14 protein-coding genes and 1 pseudogene are annotated in these 17,996 nt (G+C 71.8%); 2 read left to right on the top strand and 13 right to left on the bottom strand.

The window, feature by feature from the left end; genetic code table 11:
* Window positions 1-32: 32 nt before the first annotated feature.
* The 6 genes from topA to bldG form a co-directional block, all read right to left on the bottom strand.
* Window positions 33-2,921: a type I DNA topoisomerase gene (gene topA / locus Q0994_RS06595; RefSeq protein ID WP_299530260.1), complete on the bottom strand. Its 2,889-nt coding sequence runs from the start codon at window positions 2,919-2,921 to the stop codon at window positions 33-35.
* A gap of 338 nt (window positions 2,922-3,259) precedes the next feature.
* Window positions 3,260-3,457, bottom strand: a complete 198-nt coding sequence (locus Q0994_RS06590; protein ID WP_299530258.1) for a hypothetical protein — start codon at window positions 3,455-3,457, stop codon at window positions 3,260-3,262.
* A 715-nt stretch (window positions 3,458-4,172) separates the two neighbouring features.
* Complete coding sequence (locus tag Q0994_RS06585) at window positions 4,173-5,717, bottom strand: methyltransferase (protein WP_299530256.1); 1,545 nt, start codon at window positions 5,715-5,717, stop codon at window positions 4,173-4,175.
* 181 nt (window positions 5,718-5,898) lie between these two features.
* A complete protein-coding gene (locus Q0994_RS06580; protein ID WP_299530254.1) occupies window positions 5,899-6,495 on the bottom strand; it encodes a small secreted protein in 597 nt (198 codons plus the stop codon).
* A gap of 695 nt (window positions 6,496-7,190) precedes the next feature.
* On the bottom strand, window positions 7,191-7,646 hold the full coding sequence (locus tag Q0994_RS06575; RefSeq protein WP_299530252.1) for an ATP-binding protein: 456 nt from the start codon (window positions 7,644-7,646) through the stop codon (window positions 7,191-7,193).
* 212 nt (window positions 7,647-7,858) lie between these two features.
* Window positions 7,859-8,212, bottom strand: coding sequence for an anti-sigma factor antagonist BldG (bldG, locus tag Q0994_RS06570; RefSeq protein ID WP_299530250.1), 354 nt, complete (start codon window positions 8,210-8,212; stop codon window positions 7,859-7,861).
* A 78-nt stretch (window positions 8,213-8,290) separates the two neighbouring features.
* On the opposite strand from bldG, the gene Q0994_RS06565 reads away from it, so the two are divergent.
* A complete protein-coding gene (locus Q0994_RS06565) occupies window positions 8,291-10,759 on the top strand; it encodes a DEAD/DEAH box helicase (protein ID WP_299530248.1) in 2,469 nt (822 codons plus the stop codon).
* Between the two features lie 160 nt (window positions 10,760-10,919).
* Here the strand turns inward: Q0994_RS06565 and Q0994_RS06560 are convergent, their stop codons facing one another.
* From Q0994_RS06560 to ssd, 7 genes and pseudogenes are all read right to left on the bottom strand, one after another.
* Window positions 10,920-11,228, bottom strand: coding sequence for an Rv3654c family TadE-like protein (locus Q0994_RS06560; protein WP_299530335.1), 309 nt, complete (start codon window positions 11,226-11,228; stop codon window positions 10,920-10,922).
* Window positions 11,229-11,323: 95 nt separating this feature from the next.
* Window positions 11,324-11,668, bottom strand: a pseudogene (locus Q0994_RS06555) (TadE family type IV pilus minor pilin); the annotation flags it as partial.
* 94 nt (window positions 11,669-11,762) lie between these two features.
* Window positions 11,763-11,966: a DUF4244 domain-containing protein gene (locus Q0994_RS06550; RefSeq protein WP_299530333.1), complete on the bottom strand. Its 204-nt coding sequence runs from the start codon at window positions 11,964-11,966 to the stop codon at window positions 11,763-11,765.
* A 365-nt stretch (window positions 11,967-12,331) separates the two neighbouring features.
* Complete coding sequence (locus Q0994_RS06545) at window positions 12,332-13,180, bottom strand: type II secretion system F family protein (protein ID WP_299530246.1); 849 nt, start codon at window positions 13,178-13,180, stop codon at window positions 12,332-12,334.
* Window positions 13,177-14,040, bottom strand: a complete 864-nt coding sequence (locus Q0994_RS06540; RefSeq protein WP_299530244.1) for a type II secretion system F family protein — start codon at window positions 14,038-14,040, stop codon at window positions 13,177-13,179. Before Q0994_RS06540 ends, Q0994_RS06545 begins: the two co-directional genes overlap by 4 nt.
* Window positions 14,037-15,185, bottom strand: a complete 1,149-nt coding sequence (locus Q0994_RS06535; protein ID WP_299530242.1) for a TadA family conjugal transfer-associated ATPase — start codon at window positions 15,183-15,185, stop codon at window positions 14,037-14,039. The genes Q0994_RS06540 and Q0994_RS06535 overlap by 4 nt, the downstream gene beginning before the upstream one ends.
* Window positions 15,182-16,303 (bottom strand): septum site-determining protein Ssd, encoded by a 1,122-nt coding sequence (ssd, locus tag Q0994_RS06530; protein ID WP_299530240.1) that lies wholly within the window; start codon window positions 16,301-16,303, stop codon window positions 15,182-15,184. Before ssd ends, Q0994_RS06535 begins: the two co-directional genes overlap by 4 nt.
* 497 nt (window positions 16,304-16,800) lie before the next feature.
* Between ssd and Q0994_RS06525 the strand changes: the two genes are divergently transcribed.
* Window positions 16,801-17,646, top strand: a complete 846-nt coding sequence (locus Q0994_RS06525) for an HAD family phosphatase (protein ID WP_299530238.1) — start codon at window positions 16,801-16,803, stop codon at window positions 17,644-17,646.
* Window positions 17,647-17,996 lie beyond the last annotated feature (350 nt).

The following is a 17,996-nucleotide window of genomic DNA, read 5'->3' as shown; positions in this document are numbered from 1 at the left end:
GCACGGCCGGGGGCACGCCCCCGGCCTGCGGCTCAGTCTTCCTGGGCGGCGGAACCCGCGGCCGAGGAGGACGAGGACGCCGAGGCCTTCTTCGCCGTCGTCGTCTTCTTCGCCGGAGCCTTCTTGGCGACGGCCTTCTTCGCCGTCGTCGTCTTGGCCGCGGTCTTCTTGGCGGTCGTCGTCTTCGCGGCGGTCTTCTTGGCGGTGGTCGTCTTCTTCGCCGGAGCCTTCTTCGCCGTCTTCTTCTTGGCGGGCCCCTTGGCACGCTTCTCCGCGAGCAGCTCGTAGCCGCGCTCGGGCGTGATGTCCTCGACGCTGTCGTCGGTCCGCAGCGTCGCGTTGGTCTCGCCGTCGGTGACGTACGCGCCGAAGCGGCCGTCCTTCACCACCACGGGGGAACCGCTGACCGGGTCGGTGCCCAGTTCCTTCAGCGGCGGCTTGGCCGCGGCCCGGCCGCGCTGCTTCGGCTGGGCGTAGATCGCCAGGGCCTCGTCGAGCGTGATGTCGAAGAGCTGATCCTCCGAGGTGAGCGACCGCGAGTCCGTCCCCTTCTTGAGGTACGGGCCGTAGCGGCCGTTCTGCGCGGTGATCTCGACGCCCTCGGCGTCCTGGCCGACCACGCGGGGCAGCGACATCAGCTTGAGGGCGTCGGCCAGCGTCACCGTGTCGAGGGACATCGATTTGAAGAGCGAGGCGGTCCGCGGCTTCACGGCGTTCTTCCCCGTCTTCGGCGTGCCCTCGGGCAGCACCTCGGTGACGTACGGGCCGTACCGGCCGTCCTTCGCGACGATCTCGTGGCCGGTCTCGGGGTCGGTGCCGAGCTCGTAGTCGCCGCTCGGCTTGGCCAGCAGCTCCTCCGCGTACTCCACGCTCAGCTCGTCGGGCGCCAGGTCGTCGGGGACGTCGTGACGCTGGTGGTTCTCCGCGTCCTTCTCGCCCCGCTCGATGTACGGGCCGTACCGGCCGACCCGCAGCTTGATGTCGTTGCCGACCGGGAACGAGGAGATCTCGCGGGCGTCGATGGCGCCGAGGTCGGTGACGAGCTCCTTGAGACCACCGAGGTGGTCGCCGTCGCCGTTGCCCGCGGCGGAGGCCTCGCCGGCGCCGGTGGAACCGTCGCCGGAGCCGAAGTAGAAGCGCTTCAGCCACGGCACGGACTGGGCCTCGCCCCGCGCGATGCGGTCGAGGTCGTCCTCCATGCGGGCGGTGAAGTCGTAGTCGACGAGCCGGCCGAAGTGCTTCTCCAGCAGGTTGACCACGGCGAAGGAGAGGAACGACGGGACGAGCGCCGTGCCCTTCTTGAAGACGTACCCGCGGTCGAGGATGGTCCCGATGATCGAGGCGTACGTCGACGGGCGGCCGATCTCGCGCTCTTCGAGCTCCTTGACCAGCGACGCCTCGGTGTAACGGGCCGGCGGCTTGGTGGAGTGGCCGTCCGCGGTGATCTCCTCGGCGGACAGCGCGTCGCCCTCGGCGACCTGCGGCAGCCTGCGCTCACGGTCGTCCAGCTCGGCGTTCGGGTCGTCCGCGCCCTCGACGTACGCCTTCATGAAGCCGTGGAAGGTGATCGTCTTGCCGGACGCCGAGAACTCGGCCTCCCGGCCGTCGGCCGCCCTGCCGTTGATCTTGACGGTGACCGAGTTGCCGACCGCGTCCTTCATCTGGGAGGCGACGGTCCGCTTCCAGATGAGTTCGTACAGGCGGAACTGGTCGCCGGTCAGCCCGGTCTCGGCGGGCGTGCGGAAACGGTCGCCCGAGGGGCGGATCGCCTCGTGCGCCTCCTGGGCGTTCTTGACCTTGGCGGCGTAGGTACGCGGCTTCTCGGGCAGGTAATTGGCCCCGTACAACTGCGTGACCTGCGCGCGGGCCGCCGATACGGCGGTGTCCGAGAGCGTGGTGGAGTCGGTACGCATGTAGGTGATGAAGCCGTTCTCGTACAGCTTCTGCGCGACCTGCATGGTGGCCTTGGCGCCGAACCCGAGCTTGCGGCTCGCCTCCTGCTGGAGCGTCGTCGTCCGGAAGGGCGCGTACGGGGAGCGGCGGTACGGCTTCGACTCGACCGAGCGCACCGCGAAGGAGGTGTCGGCGAGAGCGGCGGCCAGCGTCCGGGCGTTCTCCTCGTCCAGGTGCATGACCTGGCCGGAGCCCGCCTTCAGCTGCCCGTCCGAACCGAAGTCACGGCCCTGGGCGACCCGGCGGCCGTCGACCGCGCTGAGCCGGGCGGTGAGCGTCGAGGGGTCGGACGCGTCGCCGGTGCGTCCGGTGCCGAACGTCCCGGTCAGGTCCCAGTAGGACGCGGAGCGGAAGGCGATGCGCTCGCGCTCCCGCTCGACGACGAGACGGGTCGCGACGGACTGGACACGGCCCGCCGAGAGCTTCGGCATGACCTTCTTCCACAGGACCGGCGAGACCTCGTAGCCGTAGAGGCGGTCGAGGATGCGGCGGGTCTCCTGGGCGTCGACCATGCGCTGGTTCAGCTCGCGCGGATTGGCGACGGCGGCCCGGATCGCGTCCTTGGTGATCTCGTGGAAGACCATCCGGTGGACCGGGACCTTGGGCTTGAGAACTTCCTGCAGGTGCCACGCGATGGCTTCGCCCTCGCGGTCCTCATCGGTGGCGAGGAAGAGTTCGTCGGACTCGGCCAGGAGCTGCTTGAGCTTCCTGACCTGGGCCTTCTTGTCGGCGTTGACGACGTAGATCGGCTGGAAGTCGTGTTCCACGTCGACGCCGAGCCGCCGGACCTCGCCGGTGTACTCGTCCGGCACCTCGGCCGCGCCGTTGGGGAGGTCGCGGATGTGCCCGACGCTCGCCTCGACGACGTATCCGGGGCCGAGATAGCCCTTGATCGTCTTCGCCTTGGCAGGCGACTCGACGATGACGAGTCGGCGGCCGCCCTGTGCGGTCTCGCTGGTCGGGGACAACTTCGCTCTTCTCTCCAGTCGGCACTCGGTGGGCATCCAGACAGCATCCTGACCATGCTGTCCGGTGCTGTCGCTGCGGAGTGTGACGGTACAACCCGCCCCCGTGTCAAACGGCAAAAGCCCGCAACGGCCACTCGAACGGTAACCCGACTCCCGGCATTCCTGCCGCCCGGACCGGCTTTGTCCCCGTCTACCGGGCGGCCGCCCACGTGTTTCGGGCCACCGCGCGGCACCCCTGGGGAGAGGGGCTGGCGCCGGGCGTGTTCCCCCTGGGTCCGCCGGGTACGCCGGTGCGATCACCGTGCGGGCGGGGCGGCGCGAGGGTGCCGCCGAGCGCGTCAGATACGGATGAAGACCCACACGCCGAGGGCGAGGAAAAGTACGCCGAAGATCGTGGCGAGTGCGGTGGAGGCCCGGGGGCTCACCCCGTGCGCGACCGGCGCGCGATGCTGCACGCGCGCCCCCGTCCAGATCAGGAGAGCGACGCCGAAGAGCACGAAGACCGCACCGGCGAAGACCGCAGGTCCACTTTCCATGGCTCGCACCCTCCCGCTCCGCCGGCCCGCCGCGCTCCGGGCCTTGTGCACCGGCTCCGCCCAGGGGCTCCGGGGCGGGCGTACAAGGCTGGATTCCAGCCGTGGGGGAGGCTGCCACCTCGGGACGACCTGCCGGCGAACCCCGGATGAACAGCCGTCCCTGTGCGCTGTCGGGGCAGCCGCGGCAAGGCGCACGGCGAGGGGTGAACGGCGGGAGTGGAGGGAGAGGGGAGCAGCGTATGCGCAGGTGGCAGGTCGCATGGGGCGCCATGCGGAGCCGTACGACGAGATCCACGGAGCATGCGGTCGGAAGCTAAGGGGGCCTACCCGGCGGGCGGTGTCCGGCGGGCGATGTCCAGCGGGGTGCGGCGGGGCGGGGGGCGCAGGGCGAGCGCAGGCGCGGGCGGGCGTCAGCGGGGCCGTCGCGAGCGGGCGAGCGCCGCCGCCATGAGCGAAACCGGGCCAGGCGGAACGGGGCGGGGCGGAACCGGGCCGGGCGGGGCGGACCCGACCGGGCGGGGCCGTCGCGGGCTTGGCAGGGTCGGCGCACCGAGTCGGTGTCGAGCCTGTGCCGAGCCGGCCAGGTACAGATTCCGGCCGGGACTCGCAGTGCCGGAATCGCCCGCGGGGCCCTTCCGCAGGCGGATTCCGTTCCGGGTCGGTGCACGGCAACTGCGGCTGCCCGTTCCTGGGCCGGGCCCTGCCTACCCGTCTCTCAGAGCTCGGTCGCGGTCTCCACCAGGTACGGCTCCAGGAAGCCCTCCTCCACCAGGAGGCGGATCGCCTGCGGGGTGCGGTCCCGCAGCAGAACGGGGTCCTCACCCATCAACTGGGCGATGGCGTCCAGGATCCGGCCCGCGGGCAGCGACCCGTCGCACACGCCGGCGAAACCGGCACCGACGGAGTCGACCTTCGTCGCCCTTCGCATGCCGCGGTTCTGACGGAGCACCACATGTTCGGGGTCCTCCGCGCCCGGCATCCCCACCTGCTCCTGCACGACCTCGGCGGCCAGCACGAACCGGCCCGCCAACAGGTCCGCGTCGTCCTGCTCGCGCAGGAAGTCCTGGCGGGCGAAGTGGGCTTCCACGGAGGGCCCGAGGGGCTGCTCGACCGCGTGCGGCCACTCCTCGATCACCACCGACGGACGGCCGGCCGCGGCAGCGGCGGACTTGCGCAAGGTGATCCAGCCGAAGCCGACTGCGGTCGTCTTACGCGCCTCGAACTCGTCGAGCCATGCCTCGTAGCGGGCGGCGTAGGCGTCGGGGTCCGTACGGTGGTCACCTCCGTCCCTGAGCCACAACTCCGCGTACTGCGTGATGTCCTGGACCTCGCGCTGCACGATCCAGGCGTCGCAGCCCTCAGGCACCCAGCCACGCAGCCGTTCCTGCCACTCCTCCCCCTCCACGTGCTGCCAGTTGGCGAGGAACTGGGCGTACCCGCCGTCGTTCAGATGGTCGCCCGCCCGCTGGACCAGGGTCCGGCAGAGGTCGTCGCCCCCCATGCCTCCGTCGCGGTAGGTGAGCCGGGCGCCGGGCGAGATCACGAACGGGGGGTTGGAGACGATCAGGTCGAAGGTCTCGTCCCCCAGCGGCTCGAAGAGCGACCCTTCCCTCAGGTCGGCGGGTGCGGCACCGGAGAGCGCGAGGGTGAGACGGGTGAAGTCCAGCGCGCGGGGGTTGAGGTCCGTGGCGGTGACGCGGGTGGCGTGCTGGGCGGCGTGCAGGGCCTGGATGCCGGAGCCCGTACCGAGGTCGAGCGCCGACTCCACGGGCCTGCGGACGGTGATACCCGCGAGGGTCGTGGACGCTCCGCCGACGCCGAGGACCACCCCCTCCTCGTGCGATCCAATCCCGCCGGCCCCGCCGACCGCGCATCCGAGGTCCGAGACGATGTACCAGTCCTCGCCGTCGGGGCCGCCGTACGGCCGTACGTCGACCCTCGCCCGCACCGCGTTCCCCCCGTCCCGGCGGAGCCAGCCGTCCGTGAGGCACGCGTCGACGGGAAGCACCGCACCCGCACGATCCACCGGCACCGACTGCTGGAGGAGGAAGAGCCGCACCAGCGTGGCGAGGGGCGTGTCGCCGCGCGTGGCACGCAACGCGGGCACGGTCTCCGCGCGGGCGAGCGCGGCGTAGGCGGGCGCGCCGAGCAGGTCGAGGAGCCCGTCGGCGGTGAAGGCCGCGGCGAGCAGCGCCGAGCGAAGCTCGGGAACTCGGTCGGGCACGGGCAGGCGGGTCGCGGAAGGGCTCGTCTCACTCACCCGTCCATTGTCACCGCTTCCACCGACAACGGCAGCGACCCGGCATCGGGCCCGGGCGGGCGGACGCCGACGCAGCGGGCCCCGTACCGGCGCGGCCCACCGGCGGCGGCATGCGGGCCAGCCTGTGACGCGGATGGGCATGGACCCCCGGGCCCGCCCCTTCCGGCGCGGGCCGCGAGGATCAGGCCGCCGCGCTCGCCGAGGGTGCGGCGTTGCCGCTCGGAGACGTCGAGGCCGTGGGCTTCTGGCAGCCCTTCTGCTTCGCCATGGCCGAACCGACCTCGCCGGACTGCAGCTTGTTGAGGGCCTCGTCGCCGCTGGTGCTGATCTTGTTCAGCTCGTCCGCGATGCCCTTGAGGCCGTCCGCGAACTCGGACTGGTCCTTCGTGTTGAGTTCGTCGACCTTGGTCTTGAGATTCGCGTAAGCGGCGGAGGAGGCGTTGAGCTCCTTCACCGCCTCCTTCTGCGTGGTCTCACCGTTGTCCACGGGCGGCGGCCCCGCCTTGTCGACGGCCGTTCCGAGCGCCTTGTACGCCTGCGAGATCTGCTGGAAGGCCGCCGAGTCCGTCTTCTGCACGTCGGCGGGCTTGCTGTTGTCCGCGGTCTGCTGCTGGATCGCGGCGTTGGCGTTCGCGATCTTCTGCAGCTGGGGCTGAACCTGGTCGCAGACCTCCTTGGCCCAGTCGTTGACCTTGTCGTCACTGTCGTCGCTGCAACCCGCCAGCGTCAGTACGAGCACCGCGCCGCCGGACAGCGCGGCCGCAAACTTCTTGTTCACCGGTTTGGTCCCTTCCAAGGCTCTCGGCCCCGGAACTTACACGCCGTACGGGCGACATCCGGGTGGCCGCCGACCGGTGTATGTATTTTTGTAACCATTTGCACCAAGGGAATCCGGGGAGATACACCTCACCCTCCCCCTCCGGACACTCCACGGAGGGGGAGGGAAAGATCACTCGATCCAGGCGGGTCCGTGGCACCGACGAGTGGACTGGACGTCAGGCGATCCCGGAGCGCGTGGATCTGACGGAGCGGCGGTGAACCGAACCGGCGCGCGCACCGCGAGCCCGAGGCAGGGACGCACCGAGAACCGGAGGCAGGGACCCGGAGACCGCCCGAGCCCGCGTGCGGGTTCCGCGGCCGCGGGGTCCGCGACAGAGCGCACGCGGAAGTGTGCGGCGGGTACGCGGGCACGCGAGGACTGCGGCGGGGTGCACTGGGCGTGCGGCGGGGTCTACCGCGGAGAACAAGGGCCGGGCCGCCTCCGTCCCGAGCCCGTCGGCTACCGGCGCAGATGAGTGATGACCGGGTGCCCTGCGGCTCCCGGGAAAGGGATGTTTCCGGCTGCCCGCCATAGGTGCCCGAGCGAGCAGAACGGTTTCGGCGCGCCGACCGGGAGAGCGGTCGGACAGAGGGCGACCGCAGAAAAGGCAGAGCCCGGAGAGCTGGGCCACCATCCGGATCGGCGAAAACGTCCTACGGGAGCAGCGTGGCGTGCACGGTCGGCCAGGACATACGGATGACTCCGCCGCCCACCCCGGACCGGACCTCCATGTCGTCCACGAGACCGCTGATGACGGCGAGACTCATGTCGTCCTCACCGTCGGCGTCCGTCTCGGGCTCGTCCGGTCCACCGAAGCCCGGCGCGGCGCGGCGTGCTCCCGGAACACCGGTGCCGTGGCCCGGCGCCTCGTCGGTGACCTCGATGGAGAAGGACTTCTCGTCCTCGATCAGCTCGACGGCGATGGGGGCGTCGATACCGTGCGTGCGGTGCAACCCGACCGCACGGCTGCACGCCTCGCCCACGGCAAGCCTGACCTCGTCGAGCACCGCCTCGTCCACACCGGCCCGGCGCGCCACGGCGGCCGCCACAAGGCGAGCCGTCCTGACATGTTCAGGCTGTGCGCTGAAGCGGAGTTCAACGGTGGCCATACGGATCCCCCTCGAACGTTCGGGCGTGCTTTGCAGGGGGCGGGCCTGGCGCCCAAGCCCCCGTTCTCCAGTTCCTCCGGGAAAGCCCAGAGGCCCGACGAAGCCGACAGCCGACCCGGAGGCCGGCCGTCCGCTGACACGGCCCACTCACTGCCGTCGTCGGGCTGCCCATCGCCCGCGGACCGACCATCGGCCGGCCCGCGTCACCGAGGTCAATCGGTGGCGGCGACGGCCTCCTCGACCGTGGTGTGAATGGGGAACACCTTGGTCAGGCCCGTGATCCGGAAGATCTTGAGAATGCGCTCCTGGTTGCAGACCAGACGCAGCGAACCCTCATGGGCACGGACACGCTTCAAGCCACCGACGAGCACGCCGAGGCCGGTGGAGTCGAGGAAGTCGACGCCTTCCATGTCGACAACCAGGTGGTAGCTGCCGTCATTCACCAACTCGACCAACTGCTCGCGCAGCTTGGGCGCGGTATACACATCAATCTCGCCACCGACCTCGACGACCGTACGGTCGCCTCCAGGGCCGGGCACATTGCGAGTCGACAGGGACAGGTCCACGGATCCTCCAGCACCTTGCTATCGAGCGGTCGCCCCTCGGTCTCCCCGACGGAGCCAGGGGACGGATCGCCAGCCGCGATGGCATTCAATCACTTACCAGCAGCCATGCACGACGCCTTGGGACCATTGTCCGTCACGCCAGTGACACACTCGGTGCCGATGGCCAAGAATCACCGTCCCGACGGAACCGCCGAGAGCGAGGGCTCCCGCCCCTCTCCCACCATGATCCTGCACCGGCTCGCCGCAGGGGCGGGCCGGGCCGCGCGCATCACTCATACGGAGCACCTGCCCCCGCGGCCGGGAACCCATGCCATCTGGCCGGATCGCATCCGACCAGAAGTGATCGCCGCGATTCAGCAGTCCGGGATCGGCCATCCGTGGGCCCATCAGACGGCCGCCGCCGATCTCGCGCTGGACGGCGAATCCGTGGTCATCGCCACCGGAACAGCGTCCGGCAAGTCGCTGGCCTACCTGATGCCGGTCCTCAGCACGCTCCTGGACGGGTCCGAGGCGCCGAACGGCCGGGGGGCCACCGCGCTGTACCTGGCGCCCACCAAAGCCCTGGCGGCAGACCAACGGCGTTCGGTCCGTACGCTGTCCGCTCCCCTGGGGTCCGCGGTCCGGCCCGCCGTGTACGACGGGGACACCCCCGTCGAGGAACGCGAGTGGGTACGCCAGTACGCCAACTACGTGCTGACCAATCCCGACATGCTGCACCGGGGCATCCTGCCGTCCCACCCCCGGTGGTCCTCCTTCCTTCGCGCCCTGAAGTTCGTCGTGATCGACGAGTGCCACACCTACCGGGGTGTCTTCGGCTCCCACGTCGCCCAGGTCCTGCGCCGTCTGCGCCGTCTCTGCGCCCGTTACGGCTCCGATCCCGTCTTCCTCCTCGCCTCCGCCACGTCCGCCGATCCCTCGGTCGCCGCGGGAAAGCTGACGGGCCTGCCCGTGACGGAGGTCGCCGACGACGCCTCGCCGCGCGGCGAACTGGTCTTCGCCCTGTGGGAGCCCCCACTCACCGACCTGCACGGCGAGAAGGGCGCCCCCGTACGCCGTACCGCGACCGCCGAGACGGCCGACCTGCTGACCGATCTGACGCTCCAGGGCGTCCGATCCGTGGCCTTCGTGCGGTCCCGGCGCGGCGCCGAGCTCATCTCGGTGATCGCCAAGGAGCGTCTCGGCGAGGTGGACCGCTCGCTTCCGGCCCGGGTGGCCGCCTACCGGGGCGGGTACCTCCCCGAGGAGCGGCGCGCGCTGGAGCGCGCCCTGCACTCGGGCGAGCTCCTGGGCCTCGCGGCGACGACGGCTCTCGAACTCGGCATCGACGTGTCGGGGCTCGACGCCGTCGTCATCGCCGGTTATCCCGGCACCCGCGCCTCCCTGTGGCAGCAGGCGGGTCGTGCCGGCCGGTCCGGCGAGGGCGCGCTCGCCGTGCTGGTGGCACGCGACGATCCGCTGGACACGTTCCTGGTCCATCACCCGGAAGCACTGTTCGAACAGCCAGTGGAATCCACCGTTCTCGACCCCGACAACCCGTACGTGCTCACCCCGCACCTGTGCGCCGCCGCATCGGAGCTGCCCCTCACGGACACGGACATCGAACTGTTCGGCCCGGCGGCACCCGGCCTGCTGCCCCAGCTCGAAGCGGCCAAGCTCCTGCGCCGTCGTCCCACGGGCTGGCACTGGACCCGGCGGGAACGGGCGGCGGACCTCGCCGACATCCGGGGCGAGGGCGGCAACCCCGTCCAGATCGTGGAGGAGGGCACCGGCAGGCTGCTGGGCACGGTGGACGCGGAGGCCGCGCACACCTCCGTCCACGAGGGAGCCGTGCACCTGCACCAGGGCCGCACCTATCTGGTGCGGAGCCTCGATCTGACGGACTCCGTCGCACTGGTCGAGGAGGCGAGCCCGCCGTACTCGACCACCGCCCGTGACACCACCGCCATCACCGTCCTGGAGACGGACACGGAGATCCCCTGGGGGGACGGCCGGCTCTGTTACGGCTCCGTCGAGGTCACCAACCAGGTCGTCTCCTTCCTTCGCAGACGCGTGATCACCGGTGAGGTGATGGGCGAGACCAAGCTGGACCTGCCACCCCGTACGCTGCGCACCCGTGCCGTGTGGTGGACGGTCACCGAGGACCAGCTCGACGCCGCCCGGATCAATCCGGAGATCCTCGGCGGTGCCCTTCACGCGGCCGAGCACGCCTCGATCGGGATGCTGCCGCTGTTCGCCACCTGTGACCGCTGGGACATCGGCGGCGTGTCCGTTCCGCTGCACCCCGACACCCTCCTGCCGACCGTCTTCGTCTACGACGGGCACCCCGGCGGGGCGGGCTTCGCCGAACGTGCCTTCCACACCGCACGGGAGTGGCTGGCGGCGACCCGCCAGGCGATCGCCTCCTGCGAGTGCGAGGCGGGCTGCCCGTCCTGCATCCAGTCCCCGAAGTGCGGCAACGGGAACGAACCCCTGCACAAGCGCGGCGCGGTGCGGCTGCTGACCGAGCTCCTCAGGACCGCCCCGGATCCGGCCCCCCAGGTGGGCTGAACCCCCCGGCCGCCCGGCAGAGTCAGCCCATCGGGGCAGGGTCGGGCCGGCGCGGTCGGGCCGGCGCGGTCGGGCGGCAGGGTTGGGCCGGCAGTCTCCGGCGAGGTCAGCCCGGCGGGCCGGATCCGCCCGTCCGGCAGGATCAGCACGCCCGGCGGGATCAGCCCGTCCGGCCGGCTCCGGGCGCGTCGGCCGGACCGGCCCGCGATCTGACCGCAGGCTCGTAGGGTCCGAAGGCTGCGCGCGCCGTCACGTCGGCGATCTCTCCCCGGACCGAGCAGCGCACCACCGAGGCGCTCTGGGCCTCAGCCACCCGCCGTGCCGCCGCGCAGGCATCCTCGGCCCCCCACAGGGCCCGGTCGGCGGCGGCGAGAGCGGCCAGGTCGGCCGCACCTCCGGCCCGGTGCCGTGCACCCACCGCCTGGCCCAGTGCGAGCACCACCGCGAACACCGCGCACAGCGTGGCCATGGCCACCGCCACCCACACCGTGGCCGCTCCCCGGTCGTGGCCCGCGGCCCCGGCTGCCGGACGGCCGCTCACGGCCCGCGCGTGCGGTTCCCCCGTCACGGAGCCGCTCCGACCGTGTCCTCGGCCAGCGCCGCCGCCTCGGCCCGCAGGGTCAGGACCAGGGCCCCCGGTCCGGGAGCCGGCGTCCGCACCCGCACTCTCCACAGCTCTCCCTCTCTCGTCACATCGACATCAGCACCTCGTGGCGCCACGGAGTTCGCCACCCGGGCCACCTCCGAGGCCGGCTCCGACCGCGCAGCCGCCCTCGCCCCGGCCCGCGCCGCGTCCACACAGCGGATCTGGTCCGCCGCGGCCATCAGGGCCCACAGGAGTGCCAGGGCGAACAGCGCCAGTACCGGAAGGACCAGCGCTGCTTCCGCGGTGACCGAGCCCCGGTCACCGGCCGGGTCACGCGGCCCTCGGCGGCCGGCACGACGACCACCGCCACGGCAGGCTGTCCTTCCCGGCCGCTCGACTCCGTGCCGCACGTCCGGATCAGGCCGCGGCACCGAGAGCGTCCTTGATCAGCGACTGCAAGGCGGCCTGGACCGCGGGACTCGTGACCACCTTGTAGAGCACCGCCGCGAACGCGCAGGCAGCGATCGTTCCCACCGCGTACTCGGACGTGGTCATCCCCCGGTCCGAACCACGGATCCTGGCCGACCACCCCGATGGCAGCCGGACGGACCGACGACGCACCGGTAGCGTCTGCCGCCCGGCGGGCAGATTCCCGGACACGACGGGCGGATTGCCGCTCACGATGGGCACAGCCTGTGTCCTCCGAGCCGAGCCTGCGGTGTTCAGTGCCCGTCCTCGTACGTTCCTGCTCATGACGATCTCCCATCGGTGATGCGGAAAGGTGGTGCGGAAAGGTGGTGCGGAAGGGTGGTCTGGAAAAGGGGTGCGGAGGCGGCGCGGTAGCGGATACGCCGACGGCGTCCGCGTGCTGATGTCCGGGAGGGGGCTGACGGCCGGCAGGGCGTTGACGGCCGCGCCGTGCTGAGGATGGGCAGGGTGTCGGCGGCCCGCGCCGCATGGTGACGGCCGGCCGGGGTGAGCGGCCGTCAGCGCGAGGCCAGCAGCCCCGTGGCGAGTCCGACGACGACCGGGGCCACCCCGACCGCCAGGAAGGCGGGCAGGAAACAGAGGCCGACCGGTGCCGTGATCAGCACCCCCGCTCGCTGGGCGCGCGCCACTGCGACGTCGGCACGTTCGGCACGCACCATGTCCGCCAGCCTGGACACCGCCTCGGCCGCGGGCGCGCCGGTGGTCCCGGCCCGTTCGAGACACCGGGCCAGCGGGGCCGCTCCCGGTATCTCCGCGAGCCGGCCCCAGGCACGGGAGGGTTCGGCACCGAGCCTGATCTCCACCGCGACACCGGCGAGGCGTTCGCCGAGGGGACCGCCCAGGGACTCACCGACGGCCTCCGCCGCCTCCCTCGGACCGGCGCCCGCCGCGATGCAGGCGGCCAGCAGATCGGCGGCGAGAGGGAGCTGCCGGGACGCCGCCACATCGCGAGCCACGCCGTCCGACGGGCGTCCATGTCCTCGTCGCTGCCATCTCCAGACGGCGTACCCGGCGGCGGCGCCCAGGGCCATGCCGACGACTCCGCCCACGAGCACCCAGCCGGCCAGCGCGGCACCCGGTGGGCCGCCCCGGACCATGAGCGTCCGGCCGACCGGCTTCCCGGCCCCCTCCAAGAGGCCGGTCAGCCGCCGCGTCGCAGCTCTCGGCGGTGAAGTGCCGTCCGCGCCGCTCGCGGCCAGCAGCCTCTCGCCGCGCCGTCGCGCGATCCGGTCACGTCGTTCCGCGGCGGCGGAGAACATCAGCCAGCCCAGGCTCCCGAGCGCTACCCAGGCCGCCGGAGCGTACGAGGAGGCTCTGTCGAACAGGCTCGTGTCCAACGAACTCATTCCGATTCGCCTCCCCTGACGATCCGGCCCGCCCAGAGGATCCCGGTCACCTCCAGCAGTGCTCCGACCGCCAGACAGACCAAACCCACCGGGCTGTGGAGCAGGACGTGCAGGGGGTCGGCCCCCAGTGCGGCCCCCAGGCCGAGGCCCGCCGCGGGCAGCAGGGCCAGCACTGTGACGGTCGACCAGGCACCCGCCAACTGGGCGCGCAGCGCCTCCCGGCGACGGCGTTCCGCACGCAGTGACTGTTCGATCCGGTCCAAGCCCGTGGCCAGTCCCGCACCGCTGTCGGCGGAAACTCGCCAGCAGGCGGCCACGCCGACAAGTGCGACGAGGCCCGGCCGCTGCGCCGACGCCGTCCGGAGTGCGCTCGCCACGTCGCCCCCGAACCGGGCGGCCGCAAGCACCGGTTCACCCACCCCGCCGAGCGCGCCGACGTCCTCTTCCGCCGCCAGCAGGGCTTGTCCCGGCTCCCGTCCGGCCCGGAGCTCGGCCACCACCGCCCCGCAGAGCGCTGCCACCGAGTCCGCGGTCCGCTCGCTCTCCTTGCGCCCGGCTCGTGCTCGCAGGCGTCGGCGCACCACGGGGACGGCGGCGATTCCGGCCAGCAGGGGGAGTACGGAGTGGCCCAGTGCGGCGACCGCCGCACCCGCCGGCAGGCACAGCAGCTCCGTCCGTGGCCGGAGGAACGCGATCCCCCCGGCCAGAGCCGCTGCCGGGCGGGCAGCTTGCCGCGCCCGGGTGGCATCGGCGAACAGCGCGCGCACACGTCGCGCGCCGGGGTCCGGCAGGCAGGCCAGCCAGCCCGCGAGCCCGGCACAGACTGCCTGGGTCACCGACACCGCCCCTGTCGCGGTCATCGCCCACCCCCGAGCAGCGAGGCGAGTCGCGGCCAGCCCGGCCCGCGCAGGAATCCACCGGCGCCCCACAGCAGGGCGGGCACCGTGTGCACGATCGCTTCGGTGTCACGTTCGAGGACGTGCACTTCGGCGACCCGGCGATGCCCGGAACTGGTTCTGATCAGATGGATCACCACCGAGAGGGCGGCCGCCAACTGGCTGTGCACCGCGATCCGGTCCAGCCCCGCAGCGGTCCCCAGAGCTTCCAGGCGCGCCGGGACATGACCTGCGGCGTTGGCGTGGACGGTGCCACAGCCTCCTTCGTGTCCCGTGTTGAGAGCGGCGAGCAACTCCGACACCTCGGCCCCTCGAACCTCTCCGACCACCAGTCGGTCCGGCCGCATGCGCAGCGCCTGGCGCACCAGATCGCGCAGGGTCACCCGGCCCGCTCCCTCCTGATTGGCCGGACGCGATTCCAGGCGAACCACGTGCGGATGGTCGGGGCGGAGCTCGGCCGAGTCCTCGGCCAGCACGATCCGCTCCCCGGCCCCGACGGTTCCGAGCATGCTGGAGAGCAGCGTCGTCTTGCCCGCCCCCGTGCCACCGCTGACGAGGTAGGACACGCGGGCTTCCACCAGCGCCCGGAGCAAACGGTCCCCGTCCGGGGGCACGGTGCCCGCGGCGACGAGTTCGGCCAGGGTGAACGCCCTCGGGCGCACGACGCGGAGCGAGAGGCAGGTACAGCCGACCGCGACGGGCGGGAGCACCGCGTGCATGCGGGTTCCGTCGGGCAACCGGGCGTCGACCCACGGGCGGGCGTCGTCCAGGCGTCGTCCCGCCACCGCCGCCAGCCGCTGCGCCAGCCTGCGCACCGCGGCGGCGTCGGCGAAGAGGACTCCGGTCAGTTCCAGCCCGCCGCCCCGGTCCACCCACACCCGGTCGGGGGCCGACACCAGCACATCGGTCACCGCGGGATCGGCGAGCAATGGCTCCAACGGCCCGCTGCCGACCAGCTCCCCGCGCAACTCCTCCGCGGCGCCCAGCACTTCGACGTCACCCAACAGCCGCCCCTGTGCCCGCAGAGCCGCCGCGACGCCGGCCGGCGTGGGAACCTGCCCGCTGCGCGCCAACCGCTGCCGCACGGCGTCCAGGAGCGCCTCGGTCACGAGACGTCCCCGGGAAGGAGAGCGTCGGCGTCGGCCGTCGCACGGTCCCAGAAGGCTTCGCAGAAGCGGGCGAGCGGTCCGTGCGGACGCGCCTTGGCCGCGTGCCGCTCACCGAACACGTCGGGCAGCCCTGGCTCCGGGGGCACTTCGCCGACGAGCGGGAGTCCCAGGCTCCGCGCCACCCAGGCCGCGTCGAGGCCTGCGGAGAACGGTCCTCTGACGGCGACCCGTACGTCGTCCACGGCCGCCCCGGCCAGGGCGGCGACCCGCTTGGCGGCCGCGACGGACCTCAGCTCCCCTGGTACCACCAGCAGGCAGAGGTCCAATTGGGCCAGCATCTCCAAGAGTCCGCCGTCCGTCCGCCGGGGCAGATCCACGACCACGGCGCCCCCGCCCCTCCTCGCGGCTGCCAGCACCGCTCGGGCAGCCTGCGGCGGGATCACCACGTCGTCGTCGCGCCCCCAGCTGAGGACGTGGACACCGCGCAGGACGGGCAGCGATTCCGCCAGGGCCCTCGCGTCGAGACGGCCTCTGGACCGGGCGAAGGCGGGCCACTTGCTGCCCCCGACGTGCTCTCCCCCGAGCAGCACGTCGATGCCGCCGCCGAGGCAGTCCGCATCGATGAGCGTGGTGCGCCGGTCCGACGCGGCTGCGGAAAGCGCCAATGCGCAGGCGAGGGTGGACGCTCCGGCTCCGCCGCTGCCCCCGATCACTCCGATCGTCAGCGCGGGTCGTTCCGCGCCTTCGGCGGCGGTGGCGATCCGGTCGGCCAACCAGCCCTCGGCATCGGGCAGCCGGAGCACGTACTCGGCTCCGATCTCGACCGCGCGTCTCCAGACGTCGGGATCGTCGTAGGTCCGTCCGACGAGCATCACGCCGCGCCGGCGAGCGGTCCCGAGGCACCGGGCCACGGCGTCGTCCCCCACCAGGACCAGGGGTGCGAGTTCCCAGGCTCCTCTGCGCTCGGGCGGACGGTGGTGGACCTCCGGCTCCGTGCCCGCCGCGGCGCACAACCGGAGCAGATCGTCGAGCAGTTCCACGTCCTCCGTCACGATCAGCGGCCCGCCCCCGCGCAACGACGCGGATGCCGTCCCCCGTCCCGCGAGCGATACGTCCACCGCCACCACCCCTTCCACAGCCGTACCCCGGCGGCTCGCCACCGCCTCGGAGGGTTTCCGAGAGGCGCGATTCCGGGTCCCGCGTTCTTCGCAGGCCGGATCACCGTGCAACGTGCTGGGAAAAGATGTGGATCTTGAACGAGAACTGTGGACAACCCCGGCTTTGTGCATATCTCCGTCACTCGAAACGGGGACTTATCCCCACACTCGTTCCACTACGCACAGTGACGTGCGAGCGTGAGCACAGTGCGCCGAGGAACCGGCTCATCGGCCGGGCAACGAAGGGGGAAAGCGTGCGAATCCGGGAAAAAGTCCGTCCGGACATGCGGCGACCCCCGCCGGGGGGGAGAGCGGGGGTCGTCCCCACAGCCGACTCGGGGGGGGTGGAGTCGACCGGGTTAGCACGGTCGCGAACGATCCGTGACTTCCATGGTGTACCCAAGCCCCTTCAGGAGCAAACCCGCGACACCGGCGTTTGAGCCGAATGGCGGGCCCCTATGCTCGGCATTGTGGAAAACCACTTCTCCCCGCGCACCGCGGCCTTCTTCGACCTGGACAAGACGGTCATTGCGAAGTCTTCGACACTGACCTTCAGCAAGTCCTTCTACCAAGGCGGACTGATCAACCGCCGCGCCGTACTGCGCACCGCGTACACCCAGTTCGTCTTCCTCGCCGGCGGAGCCGATCACGACCAGATGGAGCGGATGCGCGCCTACCTGTCGGCGCTCTGCAAGGGCTGGAACGTCCAGCAGGTCAAGGAGATCGTCGCCGAGACCCTGCACGAGTTGATCGACCCGATCATCTACGACGAGGCCGCCACCCTCATCGAGGAGCACCACACGGCCGGGCGCGACGTCGTCATCGTCTCCACCTCCGGCGCGGAAGTGGTCGAGCCGATCGGGGAGATGCTCGGGGCCGACCGCGTCGTGGCCACTCGGATGGTCGTCGGAGAAGACGGGTGCTTCACCGGAGACATCGAGTACTACGCCTACGGCCCCACCAAGGCGGAGGCGGTCAGGGCTCTCGCCGAGTCCGAGGGGTACGACCTGTCCCGCTGTTACGCGTACAGCGACTCGGTGACCGACATCCCCATGCTGGAGTCGGTCGGCCACCCGCACGCCGTCAACCCCGACCGCGCGCTCAGGCGTGAGGCGACGCTGCGCGAGTGGCCCGTTCTGACCTTCAACCGTCCGGTCCGCCTCAAGCAGCGCCTCCCCGCCTTCTCCCTGTCCGCCCGTCCCACCCTGGTCGCGGCAGCAGCGGTGGGAGCGGCGGCGGTCACCGCGGGACTCGTCTGGTACGCGAGCCGACGTCGTACCGTGCCCGGACCGGCGACCGTCTGACTCAGCCGTCCGAGGCCAGCACCCAGCCCTCCGGTGCCCGACCCATCCCTGATTGAAAGCAAAAGTAAAGAATGGCGGCCGGGCTTTCACTCACCGGCGGGCGGGAGTACAAAGGAGTCAACGGCCCGCGAGACCAGGGACATCCGCGAGGATCACCTTTCACGCAGTACGGCCCCACGGACCGCGCATGGACACCGGATACCCACGCGACGTCGACCCGTCGATTACGGGCCAGCCGCACCAGGGCCCGGGCAAAGAACCCGCCCTGATGGGCAACCATCGAGGACGCTTGGTAATGCGGTGAACATGCCAGCGGCGGTACCGGTTCCGGTACCGCCGCAACCCTTTCC

Origin of the sequence: uncultured Streptomyces sp., from assembly GCF_947488945.1 — a bacterium.
Taxonomy (GTDB): Bacteria; Actinomycetota; Actinomycetes; order Streptomycetales; family Streptomycetaceae; genus Streptomyces.
Note: the sequence above shows the minus strand (reverse complement) of the source record. Positions and strands in the feature narration are given on the sequence as shown.

Coding starts and splice junctions, on each gene's coding strand:
- Q0994_RS06590 (WP_299530258.1), bottom strand. CDS start 3,457: ATGGAAAGTGGACCTGCGGTCTTCGCCGGTGCGGTCTTCGTGCTCTTC.
- Q0994_RS06575 (WP_299530252.1), bottom strand. CDS start 7,646: ATGGCCACCGTTGAACTCCGCTTCAGCGCACAGCCTGAACATGTCAGG.
- Q0994_RS06565 (WP_299530248.1), top strand. CDS start 8,291: ATGGCATTCAATCACTTACCAGCAGCCATGCACGACGCCTTGGGACCA.
- Q0994_RS06560 (WP_299530335.1), bottom strand. CDS start 11,228: ATGGCCACGCTGTGCGCGGTGTTCGCGGTGGTGCTCGCACTGGGCCAG.
- Q0994_RS06545 (WP_299530246.1), bottom strand. CDS start 13,180: ATGAGTTCGTTGGACACGAGCCTGTTCGACAGAGCCTCCTCGTACGCT.
- Q0994_RS06540 (WP_299530244.1), bottom strand. CDS start 14,040: ATGACCGCGACAGGGGCGGTGTCGGTGACCCAGGCAGTCTGTGCCGGG.
- Q0994_RS06525 (WP_299530238.1), top strand. CDS start 16,801: ATGCTCGGCATTGTGGAAAACCACTTCTCCCCGCGCACCGCGGCCTTC.